Genomic DNA, 24,093 nt, shown 5'->3' with positions numbered 1-24,093 from the left:
GGAGTCAATTCTAGAACATCACACAAGCACCAAGCAACTAAAGTGTTATTAAATTATCAAAGAACAAGAGAATAAAACTGGAGTGATTTATCACTCTAAAAAATATATTACGAGGAGAAGCGAAATGGAAAAAAAAGAAAGCACTCTTCAAAGTTTGCTCGTTTCTTTTGGATTGGCCTCCGTCTGGTTCGGTATTTATATTGGTCCGGGATTTTCAGGCGGTGCGCAGCTTGTTAGTTTCTTCGTAGGACAATCATGGCTTGGTGTATTTATTGGTCCGCTTTTCACAACAACAATAGCTGGTATCATTTGCTATCTTGTGCTGGAATACTGTCGGACATTTGAGCTGTATGATTTTCGTTCATTTTATGATCGCGTTTTTGGAAAATTTAACTTCTTTTTCGCGAATGTTAAAGAATTTTCGGCGATCCTAGCGTGTATTACGATTTCTGCACTGACCTTTGCTACAGGTGGACGACTGCTTTCGGAATTTTTCCATGTTTCATCTGTTGCAATGGGATTATTAACATTTGGAATAGTCGTCTTGTTGATTCTTGCAGGACAAAAAATTGTGCTACGTTCTGCTTCTTTTATCGCGATCGCCTTGATTCTGTTGATTAGCTATATCGCGATACGAGGCGTTCCGGCATCTTGGGAAGGCATGAGTAACTACGTTAGCAATCGTACGATGAACGCACCGATATCGCATGTCCTAATGCAAATCGTTCTGTATATCAACATCATGGTTGCATTTGTCGATGCGGTCATTCCGGCGTCTAAGGGACAAGTAAAAACTAGAAAGCATTCATTAGGAACGGCAATTATTGGGAGCTTGATGGTTTTTATTTCAACAATCGCCATGATTATCATTTTCGCTGCGGGAATGCCAAATGTTGCTGGTGAAGATTTACCAACGCTTTGGAGTTTGAACCATATCATCGGAGCGGGTTTTACTGTCCGATTGCTATATACTGCGATTGCTTACTTAGCAGTTCTATCAACAGGAGCCGGATATCTGTACGGAATGATCGAACGCTATCAATTACTCGTTCATAAAGTTTGGAAGGGTTCGAGCTACAATGCTCGCCGTCTTTTACTGGTGGGTATTTTGACAGTTTTAGCTTTTTACTTTGGACGTGCAGGTATTCCGCAGATTGTTACTACAGCATATGGGATTATCGGTCGAATCAATATTCCGTTGTTTGAAATTCCATTCTTAGTCATTTTGCCGTATCAGCTTTATAAATATCAAAAAAACAAGGTTTCAACTGAAATTGAATTGTCTGAATAAAATAATGTTAAATCGAAGGAGGAAATAAAAAATGGGTTTCAGAGAAGAAGGAAAATGGTGGGTAAGTCCCTCAAACTATGATGAAAAGGTGACGAGTGAATTTAAATTTGTCGATCAAATCCAGTTTTTAGATACAACATTACGTGATGGGGAACAACAACCGGGTATTGTGTTAACAAGGGAAGAAAAAGTAGAAATTGCTAAAAAATTGGATGCAGTAGGCGTTCACAGAATTGAAGCAGGAACGCCTGCGGTAACGCAAGAAGATGCCGATGCGATTAAAGAAATCACAAGTTTAGGGCTAAAAGCGGATATCTATTGTTTTGTTCGTAATATGGTAAAAGATATGGAATTAGCTAAAGAATGTGGTGTGGATGGTGTTGTAGCGGAAATTCCAGGAAGCGAACATCTGCTTGCTAAAGGAATCAAGTGGGGGGCTGAAAAAGCGATTAAATCAGCGATCGAAGCAACAGCAAAAGCCCACGAATTAGGCTTGAAGGTGCTATTCTTCCCTGCGGATGGTTCACGAGCAAGTATGGATTTCTTGATGGACACGGTTCAAGCAATTGTTGATGGTGGCGGACATATGGATTCTCTGGCTTTAGTGGATACTTTCGGCGCTTTATCACCAGAGGGTGCCCGTTTGAGAATTTCTCAATTAATTGAACGTTTCCCAGGAACCCCAATCGAATGTCATTTCCATGACGATTTTGGCTTAGGAACTGCAACATCATTGGCTGGCCTAGCAGCAGGAGCTTCGGCAGTCCATGTCACTGTTAATGGAATTGGTGAAAGAGCAGGATCAGCACAACTGGAGCAAGTTGCATTATCACTAGAAGCTTTATATGGTCAGGATACTGGATTGGATCTGTCTAAATTGAAAGATTTGTCTGATACAGTGGCGCGTTTGGCTCGTGAACCAATCAATCCAACGGCACCGGTAGTCGGTGATGAAATCTTTGGCTGGGAAACGGGGATGCCTTCAAGCTTATGGGAAAATGCTCGCAAATCTGATCCGTTAGTAATGCTACCATATCGTTGGGATCTTGTTGGAAATCGTGAACCAATCTTGGATTTAGGGAAAAAATCTGGAAAAGATAATTTGCGTGTCTGGTTGGAACGTTATGATTTAACAGTTGATGAAGACAAGAAAATGGATCTTCTGATGGCTGTTAAAGCAAAGGGAATCGAACTGCATAGAACGTTGAATGAAGCAGAATTTAGAGATTTAGTTGCGAAATTTCAATAATTAAAGAAAGTTGGCTGCTTGAAATGAAAGCATTGATAATGAATTTGGGTGGAACCTCTACGAAAGTCGCTATCTATGATGAGAATAAAATGATTTTGAAGGAGTCGATTCGTCATCCTTCCGAGGAGATTGAAGGCTTTAAAAAAATCTGGGAGCAATATGATTATCGAAAAGAACGTATTCTTGGGTTTTTAAGTGAAAACAAACTTTCGATTCATGGTATCGAGTTATTCATTTCTCGTGGGCCATCAGTGAAACCCCTAGAATCAGGCGTCTACGAAGTGAATGAATCAATGGTGACAGATGCCAAGTCGGGAGAATATGGTCAACATGTGTGCAATTTAGGTTGTGCGATTGCTTTGAGTTTTGCAAAGGAGAACGGAAGGAAGGCATTAATTGCCGATCCGCCCTGTGTGGACGAAATGATTCCAATTGCACGGTACACTGGTCTTCCCGAAATTACTCGCCACAGTTACTTCCAGGCACTAAGCCATAAAGCTTTTAGAAGATTCATAGCGGCTAATTTAGGGAAAACTTATGAGGAAATCAATATTGTTATTACTCATCTGGGGTCAGGAATCTCTTGTGGCACACATAAAAAGGGAAAAGTGATAGATATTACAAATGGCTTAGATGGCGATGCACCATTTGGAATGGATCGCAGCGGAACACTACCTGCAGCAGATTGGAAGAAATTAATCCAATCGCAAAAATATAGTGAAGAAGAGCTGGACTATATGCTAAATGGCGGTGGTGGCTTAATGGCTCATTTAGGAACAAACAACGGTGAAGAAATTGAGAAAAGAATCTTGGACGGTGATACCAAAGCTCAGGAAGTATTTGAAGCAATGGCTTTTCAGGTCAGTAAGGCTGTTGGTGCGGCGGCTGGGGCGATGGGGGTACAGCCAGATGCAATCGGTATCACTGGAGGGTTAGCCCATTCTGATCGTTTTGTTGATTTCGTAAAGAAACATGTATGGTGGATGGCACCAATTTATGTCAAACCAGATATTGATGAATTGGACGCCTTGAGTTCTGTATGCATTCCGGCCTATTTAGGAGAGATCGAAATTAAAGAATACACGTAAGGCAGGTGAAATGATGCAAATCAACACATTCAGTGGATTACGTACGCAGGTACGTGAAAACACTCAAGTAAGAATTGTCATTGCTATGGCGGAGGAAGAAGAAGTATTGCTGGCAGATAAAGCGAGTAAAGAAGGCCTCGCTAAATTTATTTTAATCGGAAAAGCAGATCGCATTCAAGAATTATTTGATAAGCACGGTTTGTCTTCTGCAAATTTTGACATCCTTAATGAACCTGATTCTAAGTGTGCGGCTGCAGCTGCGATAAAAATGGTCAATGAACAGCAAGCAGATATTCCCATGAAGGGTCTGCTCCATACTTCTGATTTTATGAGTGCGGTCCTTAATAAAGAATATGGTTTTGAAAGAACGAAAAGGATCAGTCAAATAACAGTTTTTCAGGATCAATCGAATACATTGAGGTTCCTAACCGATTGTGCTATCAATATTGAGCAAAGCTTATCTGTAAAGAAGGATATTATTGAAAGTGCTGTTTCCGCAGCACACGCATTCGGTAATCCATGTCCAAAGGTTGCATTATTAAGTGCAGTAGAAACTGTGAATGAAAAAATGCCAGATACAACCTTAGGAGCAATTCTGGTACAAATGAATCATCGAGGCCAGATAAAAAACTGTATGATTGATGGTCCACTTTCACTGGATAATGCAATCTCAAAAGAAGCAGCCTCAATCAAAGGGATTCACAGCTCAGTGGCTGGAGCAGCGGATATCCTAGTGGGCTCATCTTTGCAAGAAGCGAATACTTTAAGCAAAGCACTAAACTTTTATGCTGGGTTTGAAACGGCTTCGATTATTATGGGAACCAAGGAACCGTTTATTATGACCTCGAGAACAGATGCTTTACAAAATAAAGTGAATTCGATCGCGGCTACTTGTTGGCTGTATCAAGAGCAAAATAGTCCCACTTAAAAGACTGTTGTTGGTCTAGATTATTGTCAAAGCATTGATTTGATTATAATCTAGACCTTTTTGAATGGATTGAATCACTGATTTCACATTGGGCATGCTACAATTTATTTAACAGACAAAAATATCAATAAGTTGGTGAATAAAATGGAAAAAGTACACTATCAAATCGAGGATGATTGCTTTATACAAATCGCAGAGCCCGAAACAATCACAAGAAAACAAGTCATTGCTCTGATCCATGGCGGTTATTGGCGGCAAGAAAAGAGCTTAGAAACGGTTAAAGAAATGCAAAGCTTTTTTGTTCTACATGGCTATCCTGTATGTAATATTGAGTATCGACGCGGTATGAATAATCCGTGGCCGATTCCTTTATTCGATGTGAAGAGTGCCATAAAACAAATCAAAGAACGGTATGCTGATTTTGAGCTGATTCTGATCGGTCATTCGGTCGGAGGTCAGTTGGCACTTTTGAATGCTGCTGAAGCTCAGCAAGTTATTGCCTTAGCACCAGTCACAGATTTAGTTTACACCTATGAATATCAACTAGGTGATAATGCAGTCGCAGAATACTTTGGTGAAAAAGTAGATGAGAAAGAATTGCTTGCTGCTTCACCTTGTCAGCAGTTACCATTGAAAACAGAAAGATGTCTTATTATTCACGGGAGTGACGATGTGCGAGTAGATATCGAAACAACACTAAATTATTTAAAAATGAACTTATTGAACAGGCAGAATATCGAACTTTTAGTTCTTCCTAAAATGGCTCATCAGGATATCATTGAACCAGACCAAAAGCATTTTGACTATATATTAAACTGGTTGAACTAGGAGGATAGTTTAGACTTTGCAAGTATAAATGGGTTAAGAAAAAATATTTTAAATAGAGATTAACAGATACTATTCCAAACAAAAGATAGCTCGTTTAACACTATTTATAAATAGAGAAATACCTTCGCAATAAGGATTCCAGAGGGAGATACTTGGATATTTTCGTCAAAAGCTGATCAAATGATTGGCTTTTTTCTTATTTTTTGAAAAAGATATGGGTATTTTTTCTTACGGGTATTATTTTATAGGCACGGTTGACTCGTTGTTATCAGATTCATCCGATAAGAATTTTTATATTTTAGATGCAATCAAATTTTTGGTGTGTAAATCCCGTAGAAATAGGCGTATGTTGTTGGTGTAGATATCTCAACAAAGAATTATTCCAAATGAAAGGGGAAAACTATTTGCAAGAATATGGCATCACGAATAAAAAACTTTTTACGCTGTCACGGAAAACAGTCGAAAAACGGATTCGCAAGTATTATCATGAGACAAAAGATGGCACGGCCACCATCGAAATGTTGATTGCATTACAAGTCCGAGCAGAACTCTGTGAATCAGAATTTAAAAGTGTTCTGAGAGGGCTAGCGAATTATATTTTCTTAAAAACTCGCTCGACTGCCGCGATGCGTCGCTATTATATTTATTTTACCGAATACTTTGGAAAAAAAGAGTGGCAATTATTATCTGCAAAATTATTCCCAGCGCAAACCTATGTCGCTGAAGAAACTGAGCAATTATTTAGTCAAACGATCAATCAACCGTTGGAAGGCATGGTTGAATCATGACCAGTTTCCAAGTAAATAAGAAAAACAAACTAAAAACCGAAAAGGATGGAACCCATTTATGAGAACGATTACTTTAGATGCGGAGTTTGCTGACGGCATTGGCAAATCCCATCATTTTAAATTTAAACACTTTGACCCGACAAAAACCGCGGATCAAGTCAAAACAGCATTGACCAAATTAACCAAGATCGGCCTATTTGAAAAAGACGGGGTCGCTTTATTCAAGGAGGTTTTGCGGGCAAAAATGATTGTTAAAGAAGTCAGCACGATCTTTGATGATACAGAAGAAAGCGAACAACCAGCCAATGATCCAATGAGCGTCATGCTGGAAGCAGTTGGCTCGCAGCCAGTTGTTGCATCAACTCCTGTGAAGGAAGAATCTCAGCCGAAGTCTGTAAAAAATACAGGAGAAGTACGCTTTCCAGAGGATTTTACAATTACCGAAGAGCAGCCAAAACCGGGCTGGTTAATCAAAACAATCCAGCTGCCACTGGGTGTGGAACCAGAGGATATCAGTGAAAGTCAGGCGGTAATGATCATTACGGCTTGTCTACCAACTGACGCCTCCGTGGAGGATATTGTGTTAGATGATCAAGCAACGCCAGCGAAGCTGATCATTACGGCGAAATACGAGGAAGAGGCGGAAGAACCAGCCATGTCCGCAAACAAGGAATCTCCGCCAGCAAAACCTAAGAAAAAACGTAAGCGGCTACTGAATCGTATGCGCAAACGAGAGTAAGTAGTTGAGTTTCCGCCTCATCAAAAAAATCCAACGTTGGGATGAGGCGGTCTCATAAAATTTGAATTCTTCATCAAAATTCGAATCAATTTTTTTTGCCCGCTAAAGTAGTGGGCTATTTATCATGTTTCGATAGATTATGATTATACAGCTTCTCATCGCGGCTTGCTAGGTGATAGTCATTTGAGTATACTGATTAAATGATGTTTAATTCCAGCTGTAGTACTATTTCAATAATGTAGTTGAAAGTAACAGCTTCAGAATTTTTACCAAATAAATGTCGTTTTGGTCTTTTAGGCCCAATTTAATCAAGAAAGGGCACATTTATGGAACGAATTAAAGCTCTATTATCAGAAAAATTTGGTTATACACAATTTCGGAATGGGCAAGAGGAGATCATCCAAAAGGTTTTGCAGAAGCAGAATGTTTTAGGGATCATGCCGACCGGTGGGGGAAAGTCGATTTGTTACCAATTACCTGCACTTGTTCTGGAAGGTTTAACTTTAGTCATCTCTCCTTTGATTTCCTTAATGAAAGATCAGGTTGATAGTTTGAATGAAGTGGGCATTCCTGCTGCATTTATTAATAGTACATTGTCGAATCTTGAGATGAATGAACGCGTACGAAAGGCTGCGCGCGGCGAGATCAAATTGCTGTATGTTGCACCAGAGCGCTTAGAATCAGCGGATTTTCGCGAGTTGTTGCGTTATGTACCGATCGAACTTTTAGCTGTCGATGAAGCTCATTGTATTTCTCAGTGGGGACATGATTTTCGCCCAAGCTATTTAAAATTAGCGGAAACCATTGCGAATTTCGATCAGCAGCCGACAGTTATCGCGTTGACCGCGACCGCAACTCCACAAGTCGCAGATGATATTTCAAGTCTATTACATATTTCAAAAGAAAATGAGATCAAAACGGGCTTTGCACGAGAAAATCTGGCGTTTCAAGTGGTCAAGGATCAAAAGGATCTGTATCTGACGGAGTATTTAAAGTTAAATCAGGGACAATCAGGTATTATCTATGCTTCTACCCGCAAAGAGGTGGAGCGTTTGTATCATTTATTGAAGCATCAGCAGTTTTCTGTCGGTAAATATCATGGTGGCTTGAATGACGCCGAGCGTATGCAGAATCAAGAGGATTTTTTATTTGACCGCATTGAAGTGATGATTGCCACTAATGCTTTTGGTATGGGGATCAATAAAAGTAATGTTCGTTTTGTGATTCACGTGCAGATTCCGGGAAATCTAGAATCTTATTATCAAGAAGCCGGTCGTGCTGGTCGTGATGGACTGCCAAGTGAGGCTGTCTTATTATATGCGCCGCAGGATCTTCAGGTTCAAAAATTTTTTATTGAACAATCTCAGTCAGAAAGCTCGTATCAACAAAATGAATATACGAAATTGCGAGAAATGAATCAATATGGGCACACTCAAATGTGCTTGCAGCGTTATATTTTGAACTACTTTGGTGAGGATCAGCCGGATTGCGGAAAATGCAGCAACTGTTTAGATGATAGAGAGCTGGTGGATATCACCACCGATACGCAAAAAGTGTTATCCTGTGTAAAGCGGATGGGAGAAAAATTTGGGAAAGCCCTCGTTGCGAAAGTTTTAACCGGATCGAATGATCAAAAAATTAAACAATGGCGCTTCGAACAGCTGCCAACTTATGGCTTGATGAAGGAGTATTCGCAAAAAGAGGTAGCCGGTTTGATCGACTACTTGACGGCTGAGCATTACTTGGTACCTTCTGAAGGACAATACCCTCTGTTAACTGTTTCCGAGCAGGGAATTTCGGTTCTCCTAGGCAAACAGGAGGTTTATCGTAAGCAGGCACCTGTGAAACAATTAGTTGCAGATGACGCACTTTTTGAAGAGATGCGAAGCTTGCGTTCTCAACTGGCGCAAGAAAAAAATCTACCGCCATATGTGATTTTCTCTGATAAAACATTGATGGAGCTAGCAGAAAAGCAGCCACAAACTTCTCTAGAATTTTTACAAATCAAAGGAGTCGGCAAAAGTAAGCTGGATAATTATGGCGAGCAATTTTTAGCGCTTTTGAAAAAGGAAAATTAATCGTTAAAAAAACACGTTCTCACTTGGTTGAGAGCGTGTTTTTTGTTCATCTTGATTTAGTTTGTTTCAAAGATTCGCGGGATAATTGTATCGATTCGCAACAATTCATCCTCAGAAAGCGTCTTTCCATCTTTTTTCCAGACATTGATTCGACGCTGCTCTTTTTCTAGGGCGTAGTTTTCTGTCACATATTTTGCTCGCGGATTATTCAGCAGTTCTTTAATAAATTGAGCACGCAATTGGCTAAGCGTCAGCCCATGCTCTCCTTGTTTTAAAAAAGGTGATTCATAGTGGTAAACACGTTGGTCAGTTGAAACTGTTCCTCGCATAGTAGTCTCCTTTTCTTAGTGTATAGCCTCTATTTTAACAGTGATTGATGGGTTAAAAAATAGTATTTTAAAAGTTAATAAAAAATTTCTTATTATTTTTTCGAAAAAAAATGAACTTCTTTATCTGCTGCCTTGCCCGTATAATATTAAGTGAAGAGGTAAGCGCTCGGTTAGGAGGCAGAAATGAAAAGAATACTGATTTTAGAAGATGATACTGACTTAAATGATGGGATCAAAATGGCATTAGATCAAGAGGATAAGGTTTTCTATCAGTGCAAAAAAATTAGCGAAGCAAAGCAGATTTTAAATAACTTCGCGATAGATTTGATGCTATTGGATTTAAATCTTCCTGATGGTCACGGGATGTTATTTTTAAAAGAAATTCGTCAAACGAGCAAAGTTCCAATCATCATTATCACAGCAAATGATTTGGAATCGGACATTATCCTTGGACTGGAGGCAGGGGCGAATGACTATCTGGTGAAACCATTTAGCTTGATGATCCTTCGTGCTCGCGTGGCTGTTCAGTTAAGACAGATCACTCCGCAACGAAAGTTTGTCATTGATCATCTCGTGTTTGATTTTGAAGCGATGGTGTTTTACGTTTCTGAAAGTTTAATTGAATTAAGCAAAACGGAACAGCGTTTGCTTTACTTGTTATTGAATAATCAAGGAGCAACATTGAAGCGCAGTTATTTGATAGATAAGGTTTGGTCTGGTGATAGTGAATTTGTGGATGAGCACGCGTTGACGGTGGTTATTCAACGTCTGCGGAAAAAAATCGGTGATGATCCAAGTCATCCTAAATATATAAAAACTGTTTACGGGATTGGTTATAGTTGGAGGTGACGGAATGGATTGGGGAATTATGGTTGTTGTATTTTTGTTTGGCGTTGTTTGCTGTGGCACCATTTGTCTGATTTACTTTAGGCGAAAGCAGAAAAGGGTGATTGATTCCCTTCAGGAAATGGTTGCCGCTGCAGCAAACGGCAATTTGAAATTAACCAATTATGAAGAGTCGCAGCTATCATCATTGGAAAATGATCTATATAACTATTTATCGAGTACCCTTGTGACTGCTGAGAGTCTCACAGAGCAAAAACAGGTGATCCAAACATTAATCTCTGATATTTCACATCAGTGTGTGACGCCTATTGCTAATATCCTATTGTACGCACAATTATTAGCAGAAAAGGATCAACAGGAATCCCCTGAGATTAAGTTGATTTCTCAACAATCAGAAAAATTAGATTTTTTGATTAAAGCACTAGTAAAAATGTCTCGACTTGAAACTGGAACGATCGCTCCAGTTGTCAAGAACCAGCCGGTAGCCCCATTACTTGTCTCAGTGAAAAAACAATTTCAAACAAATCTGCTGGAAAAAGAAATCACTCTAACGATAGAGGAGTCAGAGGAATCTGCTCTTTATGATCGGAAATGGACGAGCGAGGCGTTGTCTAATATTTTAGACAATGCGATTAAGTATAGCCCCGCTGGCAGCAATATCCAAATGATGGTTGAAAGCACACCTATGTTTACTAAGATCCGTGTTCAGGATGAAGGCAACGGCATTTCTGAAAATGAACAAAATAGAATTTTTCAGCGATTTTACCGCAGTGAAGACGTTGCGGATCAGCCAGGTATCGGCGTTGGTCTTTATCTTGCGCGACAAATAATTGAGGCTCAGAGCGGTTATATTAAATTGACTTCAGAAATGGGACAAGGCAGCTCTTTTTCCATTTATCTTCCCGCAGAATAGAATCTCTCAAAACTGATACTTTTGAGAGACAACCTGGAGATATTTTCTTGCTATAGTTTGGATTGTAGAGATACGATGCAAACTTTTTTCTTGGAGGTGAGTAGAAATGGAAATCATACAAACAATCGGAGTTGAAAAAACCTATGGTCAAGGCGATGCAAAAGTACTAGCACTAAGAGGAATCGACTTAACAATCAATCGCGGGGAATTTTTAGCGATCGTAGGAACTAGTGGCAGCGGAAAATCTACGTTGCTGCATATTCTTGGCGGCTTGGATCAACCAACAAAAGGGGAAGTAAAGGTTCATGGCAAGAATATCGAAAAGTTGAATGATGAAGCCTTGACGATTTTCCGCAGAAGGAATATCGGTTTCGTGTTTCAGAAATACAATTTGGTTCCTATGTTGACTGTGTGGGAAAATATCGTTGTTCCGATTCTATTAGATGGAAAAAAGATTGATAAGGAGTATATTTCTGAGCTGATTACTCTTTTACGGCTAACGGATAAGGTAAATAGTCATCCAAATGAGTTATCAGGAGGGCAGCAGCAACGTGTCGCAATTGCCAGAGCATTAGCGACCAAACCAGTGATTATTTTTGCAGATGAGCCGACGGGGAATTTGGATTCTAAAACCGGGCAGGATGTGCTTGGATTACTAAGAATTACCAGTAGTAAATTTAAACAAACGATGGTGATCATTACCCATGATGAGGGAGTTGCACAATTGGCTGATCGAATCATTCGAATGGAAGATGGCATCTTAGTATCGGAGGTGCGTGATGGATAAAATTGAAACGAAAAATATGCTATTAGGGCTAACAATCCGTTTTGTTAAAGACTATCGAAAAAACTCCTTCGCACTTATCCTTAGTCTACTGCTATCAATCACATTGATTTTCAGTATATTGACGCTCTTGCACACGAATCATCGCGTGATCGCCAAACAAAATTTGTTTATCTACACGGCAATTGATTACGAAATTAGCGGCTTGGATGCTGAACAGATATATCTGCTCAAGCAAAATTCTGAAATCAAGCACTTAGGCATTGGAAAGCAGTTAGGAAATATTCAAACAAAAGATTCACAAAGAGGCATATTGCGTGCCTCAAATTCCGAAGAGATACTTGCGGTAGCAAAACTCCTAAAAGGAAGAATGCCGAAAATGCCTCAAGAAATCGTTGCAGAAAAATGGGCATTGTTGAATCTAGGGATCAATCCGACTCTTGATCAGGAAGTAGCTGTACCGGTCAGCTATAATAATTCTACAAATAAGGTAGTGACGGAAAAATTTAAGCTGGTTGGAATCATTAGCGATCAGGCTTTTCATAAAAGAGCTGCAGTGGTCACCCTGTATACAGACTTGGACATGAAAAACGATCATGACAAGGATCTGACGGCTTCAATCGCGTTTGGTGAAGGCGGTAATAAGCAGAAACTAACGAAAATAAAACAGCAATTAAACCTAAGAGATAAGCAAATTAGAGAAAATGTTTGGAAAGAAAATACAGAAGATTTACTGTTGCTGGATGTTCAAATGGGGGCACTGATGATTGCTATTTGTGCAATTGTTATTTTTGGAATCCATCGAATCGCTTTAATGGTAAGAAAAGATCAGTTCGGTATTTTACGCGCGTTAGGATTAACCAAAAAGCAAATAAGAAAGATGATTCTTATGGAACTCAGCGGCCTGACTTTAGTCTGTTTGCCAATCGGGATCATCACAGGTTACGGCTGTTCTTATCTTGTCACGCTTCTTTCTAAGGATCAGAATATCGACATTTATTTCTGGGGCAAGGCAGATCAATTTGATTTGATTATTCCAGTTTTACCGATTGCTATTTGCCTTCTTTGTTTCTTTTTGACAATTCTGATGGTGGGCCATCTTGGTGCGAATGCGATAAATGCTGGTTCAGTAACCGACACCATCTTTGGTAATGATACCAGTGGGGAATCAGATTTGCATTTCTTCCGATTAACAGACACCTCTAACAAATCAACCTTCTACCAGCAGTTGGGGCTAAAATATATTTTTAGAGATGTAAAAACTTCTCTTTTTATTGTTATGTCCTTAATTTTGGCTTCAACGTTATTTATTAGCTTGTTTTACCAAGCGATTTTAGCAAAAGAAAATCAACAAATTAGAAAAACTACGAGTTTCTACAATAGCGACTATTTACTGACTACTTACGATGATCTGGATGCTCGTCTAGGTATCAAGCCGGAGGTTTTTTCAAAGATTGAGAAGATTAAGGGGATAAAGGAAATAGAGACGCAAAGCGCTTTGCCGGTTAAAGTTATTGATTCTGGTGTTGATCGCAATGAGCAATTTTTGAAGGAAAAAGACGAGATCGTTTTAAAAAATTATGGCTTTTCATTGACCGGTAAGCTTCAGGGAGAAGCAGTTTATCATACGAAATTAAAGGGCTATAATTCAAATGCTCTAAAGAAATTAAAGAATTATTTGAAGGCTGGTAATTTTGACCCTGAAAATCTGAGTGAAAATGAAGTGATTCTTGCCATTCCTACAACTAGTACTTCCGGCCCATCAAAAGGGTCAGTGGGTTATTTTAAAAACGGGGAACAGCTGATGAGTTATCAGCTAGGTCAGACTCTTACAGTGAGGTACGCCTCGAACTTTGAAACTAAAAGCGAAGATTACTGGAAAATGACTGACAATCAGACAGACTATTCGCAAAAGAAAATGAAGATCCTTGCAATTGCCTATTATCCTTATATGCAAGAAGTATCATTAATAGAACAGGGATATCCATTAATAATAATGAGTGATCAGGCTTATCAAAAAATCGTCCCTAGGTACACCTATGAAACAATCAATGTCAATGCAAATGCTGAGCTAACTAACGTCCAGAAGGAGTCGATTGAAGAACAGCTTATCCGCTTGGCTGTGATAAATCAGCAAGTCACTGCCAGAAGTCTGATCGCTGAAAAGGAACAGCTGTATTCTATCTATCGGAAAGAAATCGTCTATGTTTTTGGGATAGCGCTTGTTGTTTTATTGTTAGTCATCATTAATCTAATCAATAGTCTGAAGTATCGTATCGAAACGCGAAAGCGAGAACTTTATCTGTTTAAAGCATTGGGCTTATCCTTTAAAGAGTTAGAGAAAATGATTGCTTTTGAAAGCACCTTATTTGTCTTCGTTTCAATCGCTATATCAACCGCAGTCTCAATCATAATTACAAAGCTTCAATATAATTATTCTCAGATTTATTTGCTAGGGCTAAGGTTTGACTATCCTGTATTGCCGGTTGTTGGACTCAACTTTTGTATTTTCGGCTTGTGCTATCTCATCAGCGTTAATTTGGCTAGAGGACTCCGGAGCAGTAACATTATTGAAGAATTTAATAAGCTAGAATGAAACAGACCTGCCTTCGAAATGAATCGAAGGCAGGTTTGTTCTTTATGAAAAGCCTATTTCACGCTACAATTGATCATCCTTCATCGTTGTAATTTTGAAAAGAAAGGTTTGAGAAAATGTTAGAAATCTGGCAATCAACCTTTTCTCAATTTCGATAATTCGAAGATGCCAAGTTTGAAAATAGGCTTTGATTTTGCTGTGCTTATAAAATTGCAAGCGAACGAAATCCATTAGTAGTACAGTAATCCCCCCAGCAAATCCGCAGTTGTATAAATTGATCCCAGCGGTAAGATAGTGCGTATTTCGAGTAATCAAGGAAAAGATTCCGCCAGAAAGCGTGCCTGTTACCAACCCATATTTACGAGTCATCGGTGAAAGTGTGCTGGCAAAAAGCATAATCACAATATTATTCGTTGTCGCGGTATCTTGATAGAAGAATAGCCCAGTTAGGAACACACCAAATGCTGGGAAAAAGAAGTAGCGAAATTTGAAATTATACATACTAAAGCCGGCGAAGGTCAAAATTGCCCCGACTAAAATCCCACTTAAAGGAACTTTTAAGATGAGAGTAAAGATCACAGCTAGATAGCCGTAAAGTGAAAAGCGGGCGATCTTCTTTAAATCCAAAAGCAAATGCTTCGTTCGGGTGATGTTTCTTTTATAAAAGGATAAAAAGATAAGAAACGGGACAGTAAATAGAGCAACTAAAAAGGAAAGTAACGCGTAGTGGTGGTCAAAGGAAAGAGCGTGAGGCACGATTTTTATTGCTAAAACATTCCTCGTGGCCAAATTTCCAAGAACCCCAATGAAGCCAGCGGAAAAGCCCATGTTATAGAGGTTTAACTCTTTTGTGTGGACCTTTAAAAATTCGAAGATCGGCAGAATCGTGTAGCCGATAAATAACCCTGCTGCCAAGGCTATGAACGTATTTGAAATGAAAAAATGATCCGGCGCACAATAAATCGTGCTAACAATCGGCGAAAGGCAAGTGCTTAAGAGCCCCATGACCAATAAATCCTGTCTGCCAGAATGATGAATTCGCAGATATAGCAAGCATCCTAAAATGATCGGTGCAGAATTGATGATGTTTTTCCCGAAAAATGAAAACCCGGAAAGCATCATAATGACCGAAACGGTCAAGGAGCAAAAATGATGTTTGTGCTTCCGTAAAAGGAACAGACTGCTTAAGGTTAACAGCCCGCTGTTTAAAAATGCTGGACCAACACCGGCAATATGAACATAATCAGTGATCAAATTACTAGGGGATTGAACGATCCGCAGCATTCCCGCAGTCAGTTCATTCGGACTAGCAAGAAAAAAGGCGGCCAGTGTAATCGCTAACCCATAAGCAAGTAAAAAAATAAAAATAATATTTGTCGAAAGTAACACGTGTTTTGTTTTTCCCAAAGCTTCACACTCCTTTAGTTGACTTGAACGACTGTTACACCCATTTTTCGAATCTCTTCTAACATTTCTTCGGAACTAAATTGATCAGTAATGAAATAATCAAACGCGGAGATATCACACATTTTGACCTTTGAGGTTACTCCAACTTTGCGATGATCAGCCACAAGAATTTTACATCTGGTGGCGCGCTTGATCATTATCTCGTTAATTGTTGCTTCACTCATGGTTTTCGTTGTTACCCCATTTTCTAAATCTATGCCACTGCAACCGACAACACAGACATCTGCATTAATGACAGATAGGGTATTGATGGCGACATCGCCAACTAATGCTTCTTTGGGATAACGCATTTCTCCGCCGGTCAGGACGTAATTGTAATTGGCATGGTGTGGGGAATAATTGATTTTTAAGTTATTGGTTATGACTGTTAAATGATCGACATGCAAAAAATCAATCGTTTTTAACGCGGTCGAGCTGGCATTAATGAAGATCGTGTCGCAATCATGAACAAACTTGCTAGCCTCTTTGGCGAGTGCCTGTTTGATGCGAACGGGTCCTGAATGATCGTCATCAGGCTTATTCTCATAATTAAACATGCAGTAGCCAAACTTGCGAATAATATCGTTTTTTTCTTCTAGTAAATGCAAGTCACGTCTGACTGTACTGAGGGAAACATCCAAAGCTTCGGCTAACTCCAAAGTAGTCATGTGTTCCTTCTTTTCCAGAATATCTAAAATATCTTTATGACGTTTATCGATGTTCATGATCGAGTTTTTCATTAAAAAGCCTCCTATTATAAACCCTTCAAATAGCGAACTAATAAAAAGAAAGCGGTTTTATATGAGTTTATTATACATTTTTTGACGGTGAAAAGATATAAAAAGTCATAAAAAAATCATTCGAGCATATAAATTTTTCGAGTGCTAAGATCGAATAGAGCAAAGAAGAAGTTGAGACTTAAGACCTATAGCAGCAATTATATTTTTTCGTTAGAATATAGGTAACAAGTTACTTATTTTTGAAGTTATCGAGGTGGTCCACATGAACATTGAAAGTTTAACAGAAGCCTACAAAAACGGGCGTGATAATCAACAGCGAGCGATTTTTGCTAGTTTATTCATTTTGGGCAATCGCCTGCAAACATCCTTTGACAAAGTAGATCCAGTCATAACAGTGAAGCAGTTCATGGTGCTTATCATGATCAAACAGGTGCCAGAAAAAGTCTTGGATTTGACCAGCTGCGGTGAGCTTTTGGGATGTTCAAGACAAAATATTAAAAAGCTGGCGATTGCCTTGGAAAAGAAACAGCTAATTACGATCGGTCGAAATAAAAAAGACAAACGCAGAACGGATTTATGTCTGACCGAAAAAGGCGAGAACTATTTTCAGTCAGTCGCAAAGCTGCATGACGAGGCCCTTCATTCGATTTTTGAAGGTTATTCTGATGAAGAATTAACGAGTTTCTTCATCCTTTTAATGAAATTGTACTCAGGTGTTGAAAATCTGGAAGAATTAGCGGCAAAAAAACAGGGAGGAAACTAGTATGAACACGATTGTGATTTATGCAACAAAAAAAGGAAGTTCAGAATTATATGCGAAGACCTTTGCGCAAAATAACAGGTATCAGATTTTTAAGCAGGAACAGGTTTCTTCAGAAGAGCTGGCAAAGGCTGACGAAGTTTATTATTTCGGCAGTGTCTATGCTGGAAAAGTAATAGGATTAGAAGAACTGAAAAAGAAACTATCTGGTAATAGTCATTTGACAATCATTTCTGTTGGCTTGACAGCTGTCGAGGATCAGGAAAAATTAGCTGAAATTCGTGAGGGTGTTTCCAAGGAGTTTCCTCAGGCGAGCTTTTACCATCTAAGAGGGCGGTTAATCAAGCAGCAGCTAAATATGCCGGAAAGAATCATTTTAAAAATGATTAGTAAAAGCAGCAAGAAGAAACCTCTCCAAGAGAAATTGGAAATTGAAAAAGCAATTGAACAAGCAGTAGATGAGGGAAGTGTCGATTGTATTGATTTGTCAGAATTAGAGAAGATTGGGTAGCTGAAAAAGTAGAAGGGATTGATGGAGTTATGGGAAGACGAATAATGATTATTTTAGTTGTTGTCATTTTACTTGTGGTTTGTGTGAAAGTAGGCGCTGATTTTTTGACGAAGCGTACGTTGAAGAAAGTTAAAATCAATGAAGTACCGATTTCTCAAGTAGCAGATGGAGAATATGTGGGAGAAGCACAAATCAAACCAGTTTCGGCAAAGGTTAATGTGCAGGTTGAGAACGGGAAGATTACCGATATTGAAATCAAAGATCATATGACTGGTTTAGGAAAGAATGGCGAGAAAATTATTGATCAGATTATTAATAAACAGAGCTTGGACGTTGACGCAATCAGCGGTGCGACTCAAAGCAGTGTCACAATTACGAAGGCGGTAGAAAACGCACTGACACAAGAAAATTAATTTTTCTCTATCTTTTTTCTCCATGTTGAATTTGGTTCTATTGCTAGATATAATAGACGTATCAAATAGGAAAGCAGTCGATTGATATGTTCTATATCATTTACAATAAAGTGTGCATTGAAATTTGCTCCGCACAATCGAATACGATGAAACATTGTACGGAGCCTAATCGAAATAAATCTTCATCAGTCAGCTAGAGTGATCAGAAATTAGCTAATTTCTGGTTTATTCAAGATGTCTGCAAGATTTTATAAGGCCATTGACAGTGTTTTTGTCAATGGCCTTTTTTTGCAATTTCATGTGCGTAAAAGAGGGGCATGTCATCGGTGACCTTCTTTTATTTTTTGTAAAAAAATGAAAAGGGATGAGAACATGAGTAACTTTCATGATTTAACAACAGGCAGTGTCACAAAACAATTAATTCGTTTTGCGATTCCACTTTTTTTAGCTAATCTATTGCAATCACTCTATAATATCGCCGATATGCTGGTGGTCGGAAGGATCGTTGGAAGTACGGGCGTAGCCGCAATTAGTAATGCGTCCTCCTTAGTTTTTATTGTCAATGCGATTTGCATGGGGATTACGATGGGAGGCACCGTGCTAATTGCTCAATATCGAGGTGCGAAGGATGAGCTTAGACAAAAAAAGACAATTGGAACAATTTACGCTATGACAGCAGTTGTTGCTATCCTAATCACCTGTGCGGGTATTTTCTTTTATAAGCAGATCCTAACCTGGATGAATGTTCCAAAGGAGGTCTATCAAGACGCCTGTGATTACATGCTGGTGATTTTTATCGGAACTATTTTTGTGTTCGGTTATAATGCCACCTGCTCGATTTTGCGAGGCTTCGGCGATTCACGAAGTCCTTTATATTTTGTCATGATCGCAGCGGGAATAAATGTCTTGTTAGATTATTTATTGGTAGGTGTATTTAGTTTTGGTACTGTTGGAGCGGCTTATGCGACGATTGTCTCGCAAGCCATTTCGTTTGGTATTGCGATTTTTTATTTAAGAAGACAGAATTTTATTTTTGAATTTCAACTATCAAGTTTTAGGATTGAAAAAGCCATTTTGTCAAAACTTGTACAGGTGAGTTTGCCAACAGCGATCCAAATGACCATAGTTAATATTTCGTATTTACTGATTGCAGTCATGATCAATAAGTACGGAGTAGTCGTTGCCGCAGCAGCGGGAATCGGTTTGAAGATCAATACCTTTGCTGGCATGCCGTGTTGGGCAATCGGTCAAGCAGTAACGACAATGGTTGGTCAAAATATGGGTGCGAAGCTTTTAAAACGAACGAAAAAAATTGTTCAGATTGGATTTTTCGCAAGCATTCTTGTTTCTTTGATAGCTATTTTGTTCATTCAAGTATTTGCCGAACCGCTGATTCGCTTATTTGATCCAGAAAATCAAGCGGTACTAAAGGCGGGCGTTGTATATTTGAGAATCTGTTGCTGTTGGAATAGTTTGTTTTATGCAACGATGTATAACTTTGACTCTTTTGCAGTGGGGGTTGGATTTGCCAATCTTGGCATGATTAACGCACTGTTAGATGCATTGGTCATTCGTTTACCGCTGTGTTGGTTTTTAGGAACACTGCTGGAGTTTGGTGTTAGAGGGATTTACTAGGCACAAGCACTGTCACCGATTATTCCGGCTTGTATCGGAATGCTCTACTTCTTCAGTAGAAAGTGGCAGCAACGAAAACTAATTTAACAAAAATAGCGTGTCTGCTTCTGCTGATCAGAAACAGACACGCTATTTTTGTTGGACAAAGAATCATGTGCGTTACAAATAATACTTAAACAGGTCTGGTAGATCCACACGAACAAGTTCCTCGGAAGCTAGCACCAGTTGATTTTTCGTATCGTAGACGGTTCCTTTATGCTGAATCACTGATAGGCCGCTTTGAACATTGAATAACGCTGCTTGCTGATCCGTTAATTGTTTGATACCCACTTGGTTCATTCCTTTAACTTTTGGCTCTATTTCATGCTTTGCCAGTGCTTCATAAAGCGATCCGGAAAGGTCACATTCATGTAAAAATGTAAAATCTGTAGGTAAATAATTTTTTTCCAGCATGATTGCCACACCATCGACCTTACGAAGACGCTCAACCATAATACTTTTATCTGAGCTAAAAAGAGTAGTAAAATCCGCTGGGACAAGCGTTTCTTTCACTGCAAGTACTTCTGAAGTAAGCTTTTTTCCCTGATCAAGACAAACTTGAGTCAAGGATAAGCTTTTCTGCATTTCCTGATTCTGATTTTTTACAAAGGTTCCTTTTCCTTGAAGGCGGGTTAAATAACCTTCCTCCACCAACTCATCAATCGCTTTTCGTACTGTAATTCGACTGACATGAAAGCTCTTTTGGAATTGTGCTTCAGAAAGGAGCTTATCTCCTGCGACCAACTCCTTTTCCTTAATCTGTTGAAGGATCGCTTCTTTAATCTGTAAGTAGAGTGGTTTATGTTCATCAATTATCTTTCGAACCATTATTACACCGCCTTTTTCTCAATTATAAGCAAAAAATCATAATAGTTCAACTATAGGACAAGTTTTATAATTAGTTCTATACACGTATTGACATGTATCTTCACTTGTATTAAACTCATTCTATCGATAGGCAGATAAGTATTTTGATAATGAAAGGAAGAAGTAGTATGGAAATCAAAGAAATGATCCAAACAATTCATGAAGGGAAGCAGTCAATCGGAGGCATCCAGCAGGTGATTTGGGTAGCGGCAGGAGGAAGCTATGGCGGTTTTTATCCAGGGCATTATTTCTTAGATCAGGAATCTACGAAATTGCGTTCGAAAAATGTCACCAGCAATGAATTTGTCAAAGCACCGCCAGCCTTTGTTAATGAAACAACTTTGGCAGTTGTTTGCTCTATGCGGGGAACTCCAGAAACGATTGAAGCAGCCAAGGTGGCGAAAAAGCTCGGTGCAGCAACAATTGCGTTGTATATTGATGAATCTGAATTAACCGAGGTTTGTGACTATAAGATTCATTATGATTCTGTTGCGGTGGATGAGAGTGATTTTTCTAAGACAAATGCTGCTTATGGGTTGAAGCTAGCTATGACAGTGATGGACGTTGTGGAGGGCTACGAGCACATGACTACTGCCATGAAGAGTTTTGAAGAAATCGACGCGCTTTACAAACAAGCGGTCAAGGATATTCGGACAAAAGCAATCAAATGGGCGCTTCAAAATCGCGACTCTAAATCCATTCATGTCATGGGTAGTGGTGCCGCATATGGAGCAGCCTACATTTTCTCGATTTGCAATATTATGGAAATGCTGCAAATTGATTCACCAACCGTCAATAGCTGTGATTTCTTCCATGGACCTTTTGAAGTGATTGATGAAGAAACCTCTGTTTTCCTTCTAAAAGGAGAAGGCGGTAGTCGACCAAACGATGAACGGGCGGCTCGCTTTTTACAAGAGTTTGGCGGAAAGAAAGTCTTCGTATTAGACTCACAGGAGCTGGGATTAAGTCACATTGATTCAAAGGTTTCAGAGTATTTCAATCACCTGATCTTTTCTCCGATTTTAAATAATGTCTTCATGCGAGAACTCGCTTACCAAATAAAAAAAGATTACACCCAACGTACCTATATGTGGAAAGCCTCATACAACTAGAAAAGAGGAGCTCAGCGAATCATAAATCGCTGAGCTTTTTTATTTCATCGTCTTCTTTTTGGAACAATTATAATAGTAGAAAGGCATCTCCTCTCGCATTGTTGGGAAACTTCAAAAACAATTCTCTCGAAGACTACTTTATCATTTCTCCATAAGAAGGTTCATCAACACTCTCTCCACACAATCTCTAAAAGTCCTCCGTAAGTGTTGGGAGAGGCTGGAGATCCTTGTGATAGAAGCATTTATAGGCTGTAACAAAAATTGGCACGCCAGTTGCTTATATAAAAGTGAGAACAGTTATAAGAATGTCAGTTCAACTTCTCGCAGTTCGTGAAGAAGACCATTTGGTAAAAAGGTTGAGTATTCATCAACAAGAAACGACATTCGCAACGAACGAATAAGTAGGAGGATAGGGAATGAACAAGATTATTTTAGCCAGTCATGGAGATTTTTCACAGGGATTAAAACAAACATCATCGATGATCATCGGAGATGAAGGCAACATCTTTGCTTTGTCCGCATTTCGTGATGAAGATGAGCCAATTAAACGTCAGGTAGAACATCTACTTGAAAAAATCGGGTATGAGGATGTTTATATTTTAACGGACATTTTTGGAGGGAGTGTGAATAATGATTTGTTAGCGATCCAACAAGAACATCCAGAAGTTCATTTGTTTGCAGGGATGAATTTACCACTGGTAATTTCAATTGCCACACAATCTGGGAAAATCACTTCAGAACAAATGAACATGATTCTTGAGGAAAGTCGTCAAGGAATGATCGACTGCAAACAATTATTAACAGCAAAAATAAATACTGGAGGTGACGATTTATGATTAAGCTAGTACGAATTGATTATCGGCTGCTACACGGACAGGTGGTTTTTTCTTGGACCAAATCGCAAGGAATCAATCGCATCATCGTGATCAATAACGAAGCAGCGACAGACGAGTTCAAAAAAATGTCATTGAACTTGGCGAAACCCACAGGTGTGAAGTTAAACATTTTCACAGTTGAGGAAGCTCTCTCTAAAATGGCGAAGGTGGAAACATTGAAGGAAAATATTATGTTGATTTTTGGCAACACGAAAGAAACACTCGCTTTTTGCGAAGCTTACCCGAAAATCAAAGAAATCAATTATGGCGGGATACCAAAGACCAATGACGGCAAGCAATTTGGTAGTGCGATATTCTTGAATGAGGAAGAGCAGATGGAAGCGAAAAAGTTGAAGGAGATGGGAGTCAAGCAGTATATGCAGCAGATACCAACCTCTAAATCAGAGGATTTAAATAAATTAATTTAAAAGGAGGGCTTTAAATGTTGGTTCAATCAATAGTTTTAGGATTGATTGGTGTGTTTGTCATGTTGGATTCCCGATTGCTGGGCCGACTGAACTTCGAACGTCCCTTGATTGTTGGGACTTTGGTGGGTTTAGCATTAGGGGATTTGGAGAAAGGATTACTGGTTGGGGCATCAATCGAATTGATCTCTTTAGGGGTTGTTCAGGTCGGAGCAGCCGTCCCTGCAGATATGACATTAGGTGCAGTTATCGCAACAGCTTTTGCAATTTTATCTGGTTCAAATGCAGAGACAGCTTTGACAATTGCCATTCCAATCGCTATTTTAGGACAACTATTAGGGATTTTGATGCGAACAGTTTTAGCAAGTTTGACTCACCGAGCCGATGCACTAATTGAAGAAGGCAAGTTTAAGCGAGTCCAGCATATTCACATTGTCTGGGGAACCATTCTTTACTCACTAATGTATTTTGTTCCGATCTTCCTAGCGATTTACTTTGGAACAGACCTAGTAAAATCAATCGTTGACGCGATTCCAGAATGGATCACTGATGGATTGAACTTAGCAAGTAAGTTACTGCCAGCTTACGGGTTTGCTTTATTGCTGCAAACGATGCTGTCTAAAAAAATGATGCCATTCTTAGTCTTAGGCTTTTTGATCACTGCCTATTCAGGCTTAGGAATTACTGGCGTTGCTTTATTTGCTGGAATCGTGGCCTTTGTCATGTATCAAATTGAGGCAAACAAATCTGGTGGAGGCGGCAGCAGCGGACCGGATCAAGAGCCTGATGCATTGGATGATCTATAAAAGGAGG

The 24,093-nt window shown here is 39.2% G+C and carries 24 protein-coding genes; 20 read left to right on the top strand and 4 right to left on the bottom strand.

Annotated features, from left to right (window positions below):
* Positions 1–124 precede the first annotated feature (124 nt).
* The 8 genes from KQI58_RS06680 to recQ all read left to right on the top strand — a co-directional run bounded on the left by KQI58_RS06680 (position 125) and on the right by recQ (position 8,989).
* The gene (locus tag KQI58_RS06680) at positions 125–1,291 is read left to right on the top strand and encodes a hypothetical protein (RefSeq protein WP_216407593.1); all 1,167 of its coding nucleotides are present in this window, start codon (positions 125–127) and stop codon (positions 1,289–1,291) included.
* 31 nt (positions 1,292–1,322) lie between these two features.
* Complete coding sequence (locus KQI58_RS06675) at positions 1,323–2,540, top strand: LeuA family protein (protein WP_216407591.1); 1,218 nt, start codon at positions 1,323–1,325, stop codon at positions 2,538–2,540.
* Between the two features lie 23 nt (positions 2,541–2,563).
* Entirely contained in the window at positions 2,564–3,628 is a 1,065-nt protein-coding gene (buk, locus tag KQI58_RS06670) for a butyrate kinase (protein ID WP_216407589.1), read from the top strand.
* Between the two features lie 13 nt (positions 3,629–3,641).
* On the top strand, positions 3,642–4,556 hold the full coding sequence (locus KQI58_RS06665; RefSeq protein ID WP_216407587.1) for a phosphate acyltransferase: 915 nt from the start codon (positions 3,642–3,644) through the stop codon (positions 4,554–4,556).
* 144 nt (positions 4,557–4,700) lie between these two features.
* On the top strand, positions 4,701–5,384 hold the full coding sequence (locus KQI58_RS06660) for an alpha/beta hydrolase family protein (RefSeq protein WP_216407585.1): 684 nt from the start codon (positions 4,701–4,703) through the stop codon (positions 5,382–5,384).
* Between the two features lie 404 nt (positions 5,385–5,788).
* Positions 5,789–6,172: a hypothetical protein gene (locus KQI58_RS06655; RefSeq protein WP_216407601.1), complete on the top strand. Its 384-nt coding sequence runs from the start codon at positions 5,789–5,791 to the stop codon at positions 6,170–6,172.
* Between the two features lie 58 nt (positions 6,173–6,230).
* A complete protein-coding gene (locus KQI58_RS06650) occupies positions 6,231–6,911 on the top strand; it encodes a hypothetical protein (RefSeq protein ID WP_216407583.1) in 681 nt (226 codons plus the stop codon).
* 326 nt (positions 6,912–7,237) lie between these two features.
* Entirely contained in the window at positions 7,238–8,989 is a 1,752-nt protein-coding gene (gene recQ / locus KQI58_RS06645) for a DNA helicase RecQ (protein ID WP_216407582.1), read from the top strand.
* Positions 8,990–9,045: 56 nt separating this feature from the next.
* Here recQ and KQI58_RS06640 read toward each other — a convergent pair whose 3' ends face one another.
* Complete coding sequence (locus KQI58_RS06640; RefSeq protein WP_216407581.1) at positions 9,046–9,318, bottom strand: hypothetical protein; 273 nt, start codon at positions 9,316–9,318, stop codon at positions 9,046–9,048.
* 183 nt (positions 9,319–9,501) lie between these two features.
* On the opposite strand from KQI58_RS06640, the gene KQI58_RS06635 reads away from it, so the two are divergent.
* From KQI58_RS06635 to KQI58_RS06620, 4 genes are all read left to right on the top strand, one after another.
* Entirely contained in the window at positions 9,502–10,167 is a 666-nt protein-coding gene (locus KQI58_RS06635; RefSeq protein WP_176674448.1) for a response regulator transcription factor, read from the top strand.
* 4 nt (positions 10,168–10,171) lie between these two features.
* The gene (locus KQI58_RS06630; RefSeq protein ID WP_216407579.1) at positions 10,172–11,077 is read left to right on the top strand and encodes a sensor histidine kinase; all 906 of its coding nucleotides are present in this window, start codon (positions 10,172–10,174) and stop codon (positions 11,075–11,077) included.
* 106 nt (positions 11,078–11,183) lie between these two features.
* Positions 11,184–11,864 (top strand): ABC transporter ATP-binding protein, encoded by a 681-nt coding sequence (locus KQI58_RS06625; RefSeq protein ID WP_216407577.1) that lies wholly within the window; start codon positions 11,184–11,186, stop codon positions 11,862–11,864.
* Positions 11,857–14,457: an ABC transporter permease gene (locus KQI58_RS06620; RefSeq protein ID WP_216407575.1), complete on the top strand. Its 2,601-nt coding sequence runs from the start codon at positions 11,857–11,859 to the stop codon at positions 14,455–14,457. Before KQI58_RS06625 ends, KQI58_RS06620 begins: the two co-directional genes overlap by 8 nt.
* Before the next feature lie 63 nt (positions 14,458–14,520).
* Here the strand turns inward: KQI58_RS06620 and KQI58_RS06615 are convergent, their stop codons facing one another.
* Positions 14,521–15,864 carry a DUF1576 domain-containing protein gene (locus tag KQI58_RS06615; RefSeq protein ID WP_216407573.1) on the bottom strand — a complete coding sequence of 448 codons (1,344 nt, stop codon included), beginning with the start codon at positions 15,862–15,864 and terminating at the stop codon, positions 14,521–14,523.
* Between the two features lie 14 nt (positions 15,865–15,878).
* Entirely contained in the window at positions 15,879–16,643 is a 765-nt protein-coding gene (locus KQI58_RS06610; RefSeq protein ID WP_216407572.1) for a DeoR/GlpR family DNA-binding transcription regulator, read from the bottom strand.
* A 262-nt stretch (positions 16,644–16,905) separates the two neighbouring features.
* On the opposite strand from KQI58_RS06610, the gene KQI58_RS06605 reads away from it, so the two are divergent.
* The 4 genes from KQI58_RS06605 (at position 16,906) to KQI58_RS06590 (ending at position 19,962) form a co-directional block, all read left to right on the top strand.
* The gene (locus KQI58_RS06605; RefSeq protein ID WP_216407570.1) at positions 16,906–17,406 is read left to right on the top strand and encodes a MarR family winged helix-turn-helix transcriptional regulator; all 501 of its coding nucleotides are present in this window, start codon (positions 16,906–16,908) and stop codon (positions 17,404–17,406) included.
* A 1-nt stretch (position 17,407) separates the two neighbouring features.
* Positions 17,408–17,914, top strand: a complete 507-nt coding sequence (locus KQI58_RS06600; protein WP_216407568.1) for a flavodoxin domain-containing protein — start codon at positions 17,408–17,410, stop codon at positions 17,912–17,914.
* Between the two features lie 44 nt (positions 17,915–17,958).
* Entirely contained in the window at positions 17,959–18,327 is a 369-nt protein-coding gene (locus KQI58_RS06595; protein WP_049221486.1) for an FMN-binding protein, read from the top strand.
* A 372-nt stretch (positions 18,328–18,699) separates the two neighbouring features.
* Positions 18,700–19,962, top strand: coding sequence for an MATE family efflux transporter (locus KQI58_RS06590; RefSeq protein ID WP_253295814.1), 1,263 nt, complete (start codon positions 18,700–18,702; stop codon positions 19,960–19,962).
* A gap of 159 nt (positions 19,963–20,121) precedes the next feature.
* Here KQI58_RS06590 and KQI58_RS06585 read toward each other — a convergent pair whose 3' ends face one another.
* Positions 20,122–20,829 (bottom strand): GntR family transcriptional regulator, encoded by a 708-nt coding sequence (locus tag KQI58_RS06585; RefSeq protein ID WP_127979164.1) that lies wholly within the window; start codon positions 20,827–20,829, stop codon positions 20,122–20,124.
* A 167-nt stretch (positions 20,830–20,996) separates the two neighbouring features.
* Here KQI58_RS06585 and KQI58_RS06580 point away from each other — a divergent pair, with 167 nt between their 5' ends.
* The 4 genes from KQI58_RS06580 (at position 20,997) to KQI58_RS06565 (ending at position 24,086) form a co-directional block, all read left to right on the top strand.
* Entirely contained in the window at positions 20,997–21,980 is a 984-nt protein-coding gene (locus tag KQI58_RS06580) for an SIS domain-containing protein (protein ID WP_216407566.1), read from the top strand.
* A 416-nt stretch (positions 21,981–22,396) separates the two neighbouring features.
* Positions 22,397–22,816 carry a PTS sugar transporter subunit IIA gene (locus tag KQI58_RS06575; RefSeq protein WP_016180089.1) on the top strand — a complete coding sequence of 140 codons (420 nt, stop codon included), beginning with the start codon at positions 22,397–22,399 and terminating at the stop codon, positions 22,814–22,816.
* Complete coding sequence (locus KQI58_RS06570) at positions 22,813–23,283, top strand: PTS sugar transporter subunit IIB (RefSeq protein ID WP_016180090.1); 471 nt, start codon at positions 22,813–22,815, stop codon at positions 23,281–23,283. The genes KQI58_RS06575 and KQI58_RS06570 overlap by 4 nt, the downstream gene beginning before the upstream one ends.
* 14 nt (positions 23,284–23,297) lie before the next feature.
* Complete coding sequence (locus KQI58_RS06565) at positions 23,298–24,086, top strand: PTS mannose/fructose/sorbose/N-acetylgalactosamine transporter subunit IIC (RefSeq protein WP_118368124.1); 789 nt, start codon at positions 23,298–23,300, stop codon at positions 24,084–24,086.
* Positions 24,087–24,093 lie beyond the last annotated feature (7 nt).

Origin of the sequence: Enterococcus raffinosus (assembly GCF_018917525.1) — a bacterium.
GTDB classification, from domain to species: domain Bacteria; phylum Bacillota; class Bacilli; order Lactobacillales; family Enterococcaceae; genus Enterococcus_A; species Enterococcus_A raffinosus_A.
The sequence above is the reverse complement of the archived record's forward strand: the minus strand, read 5'-3'. Positions and strand labels throughout refer to the sequence as shown.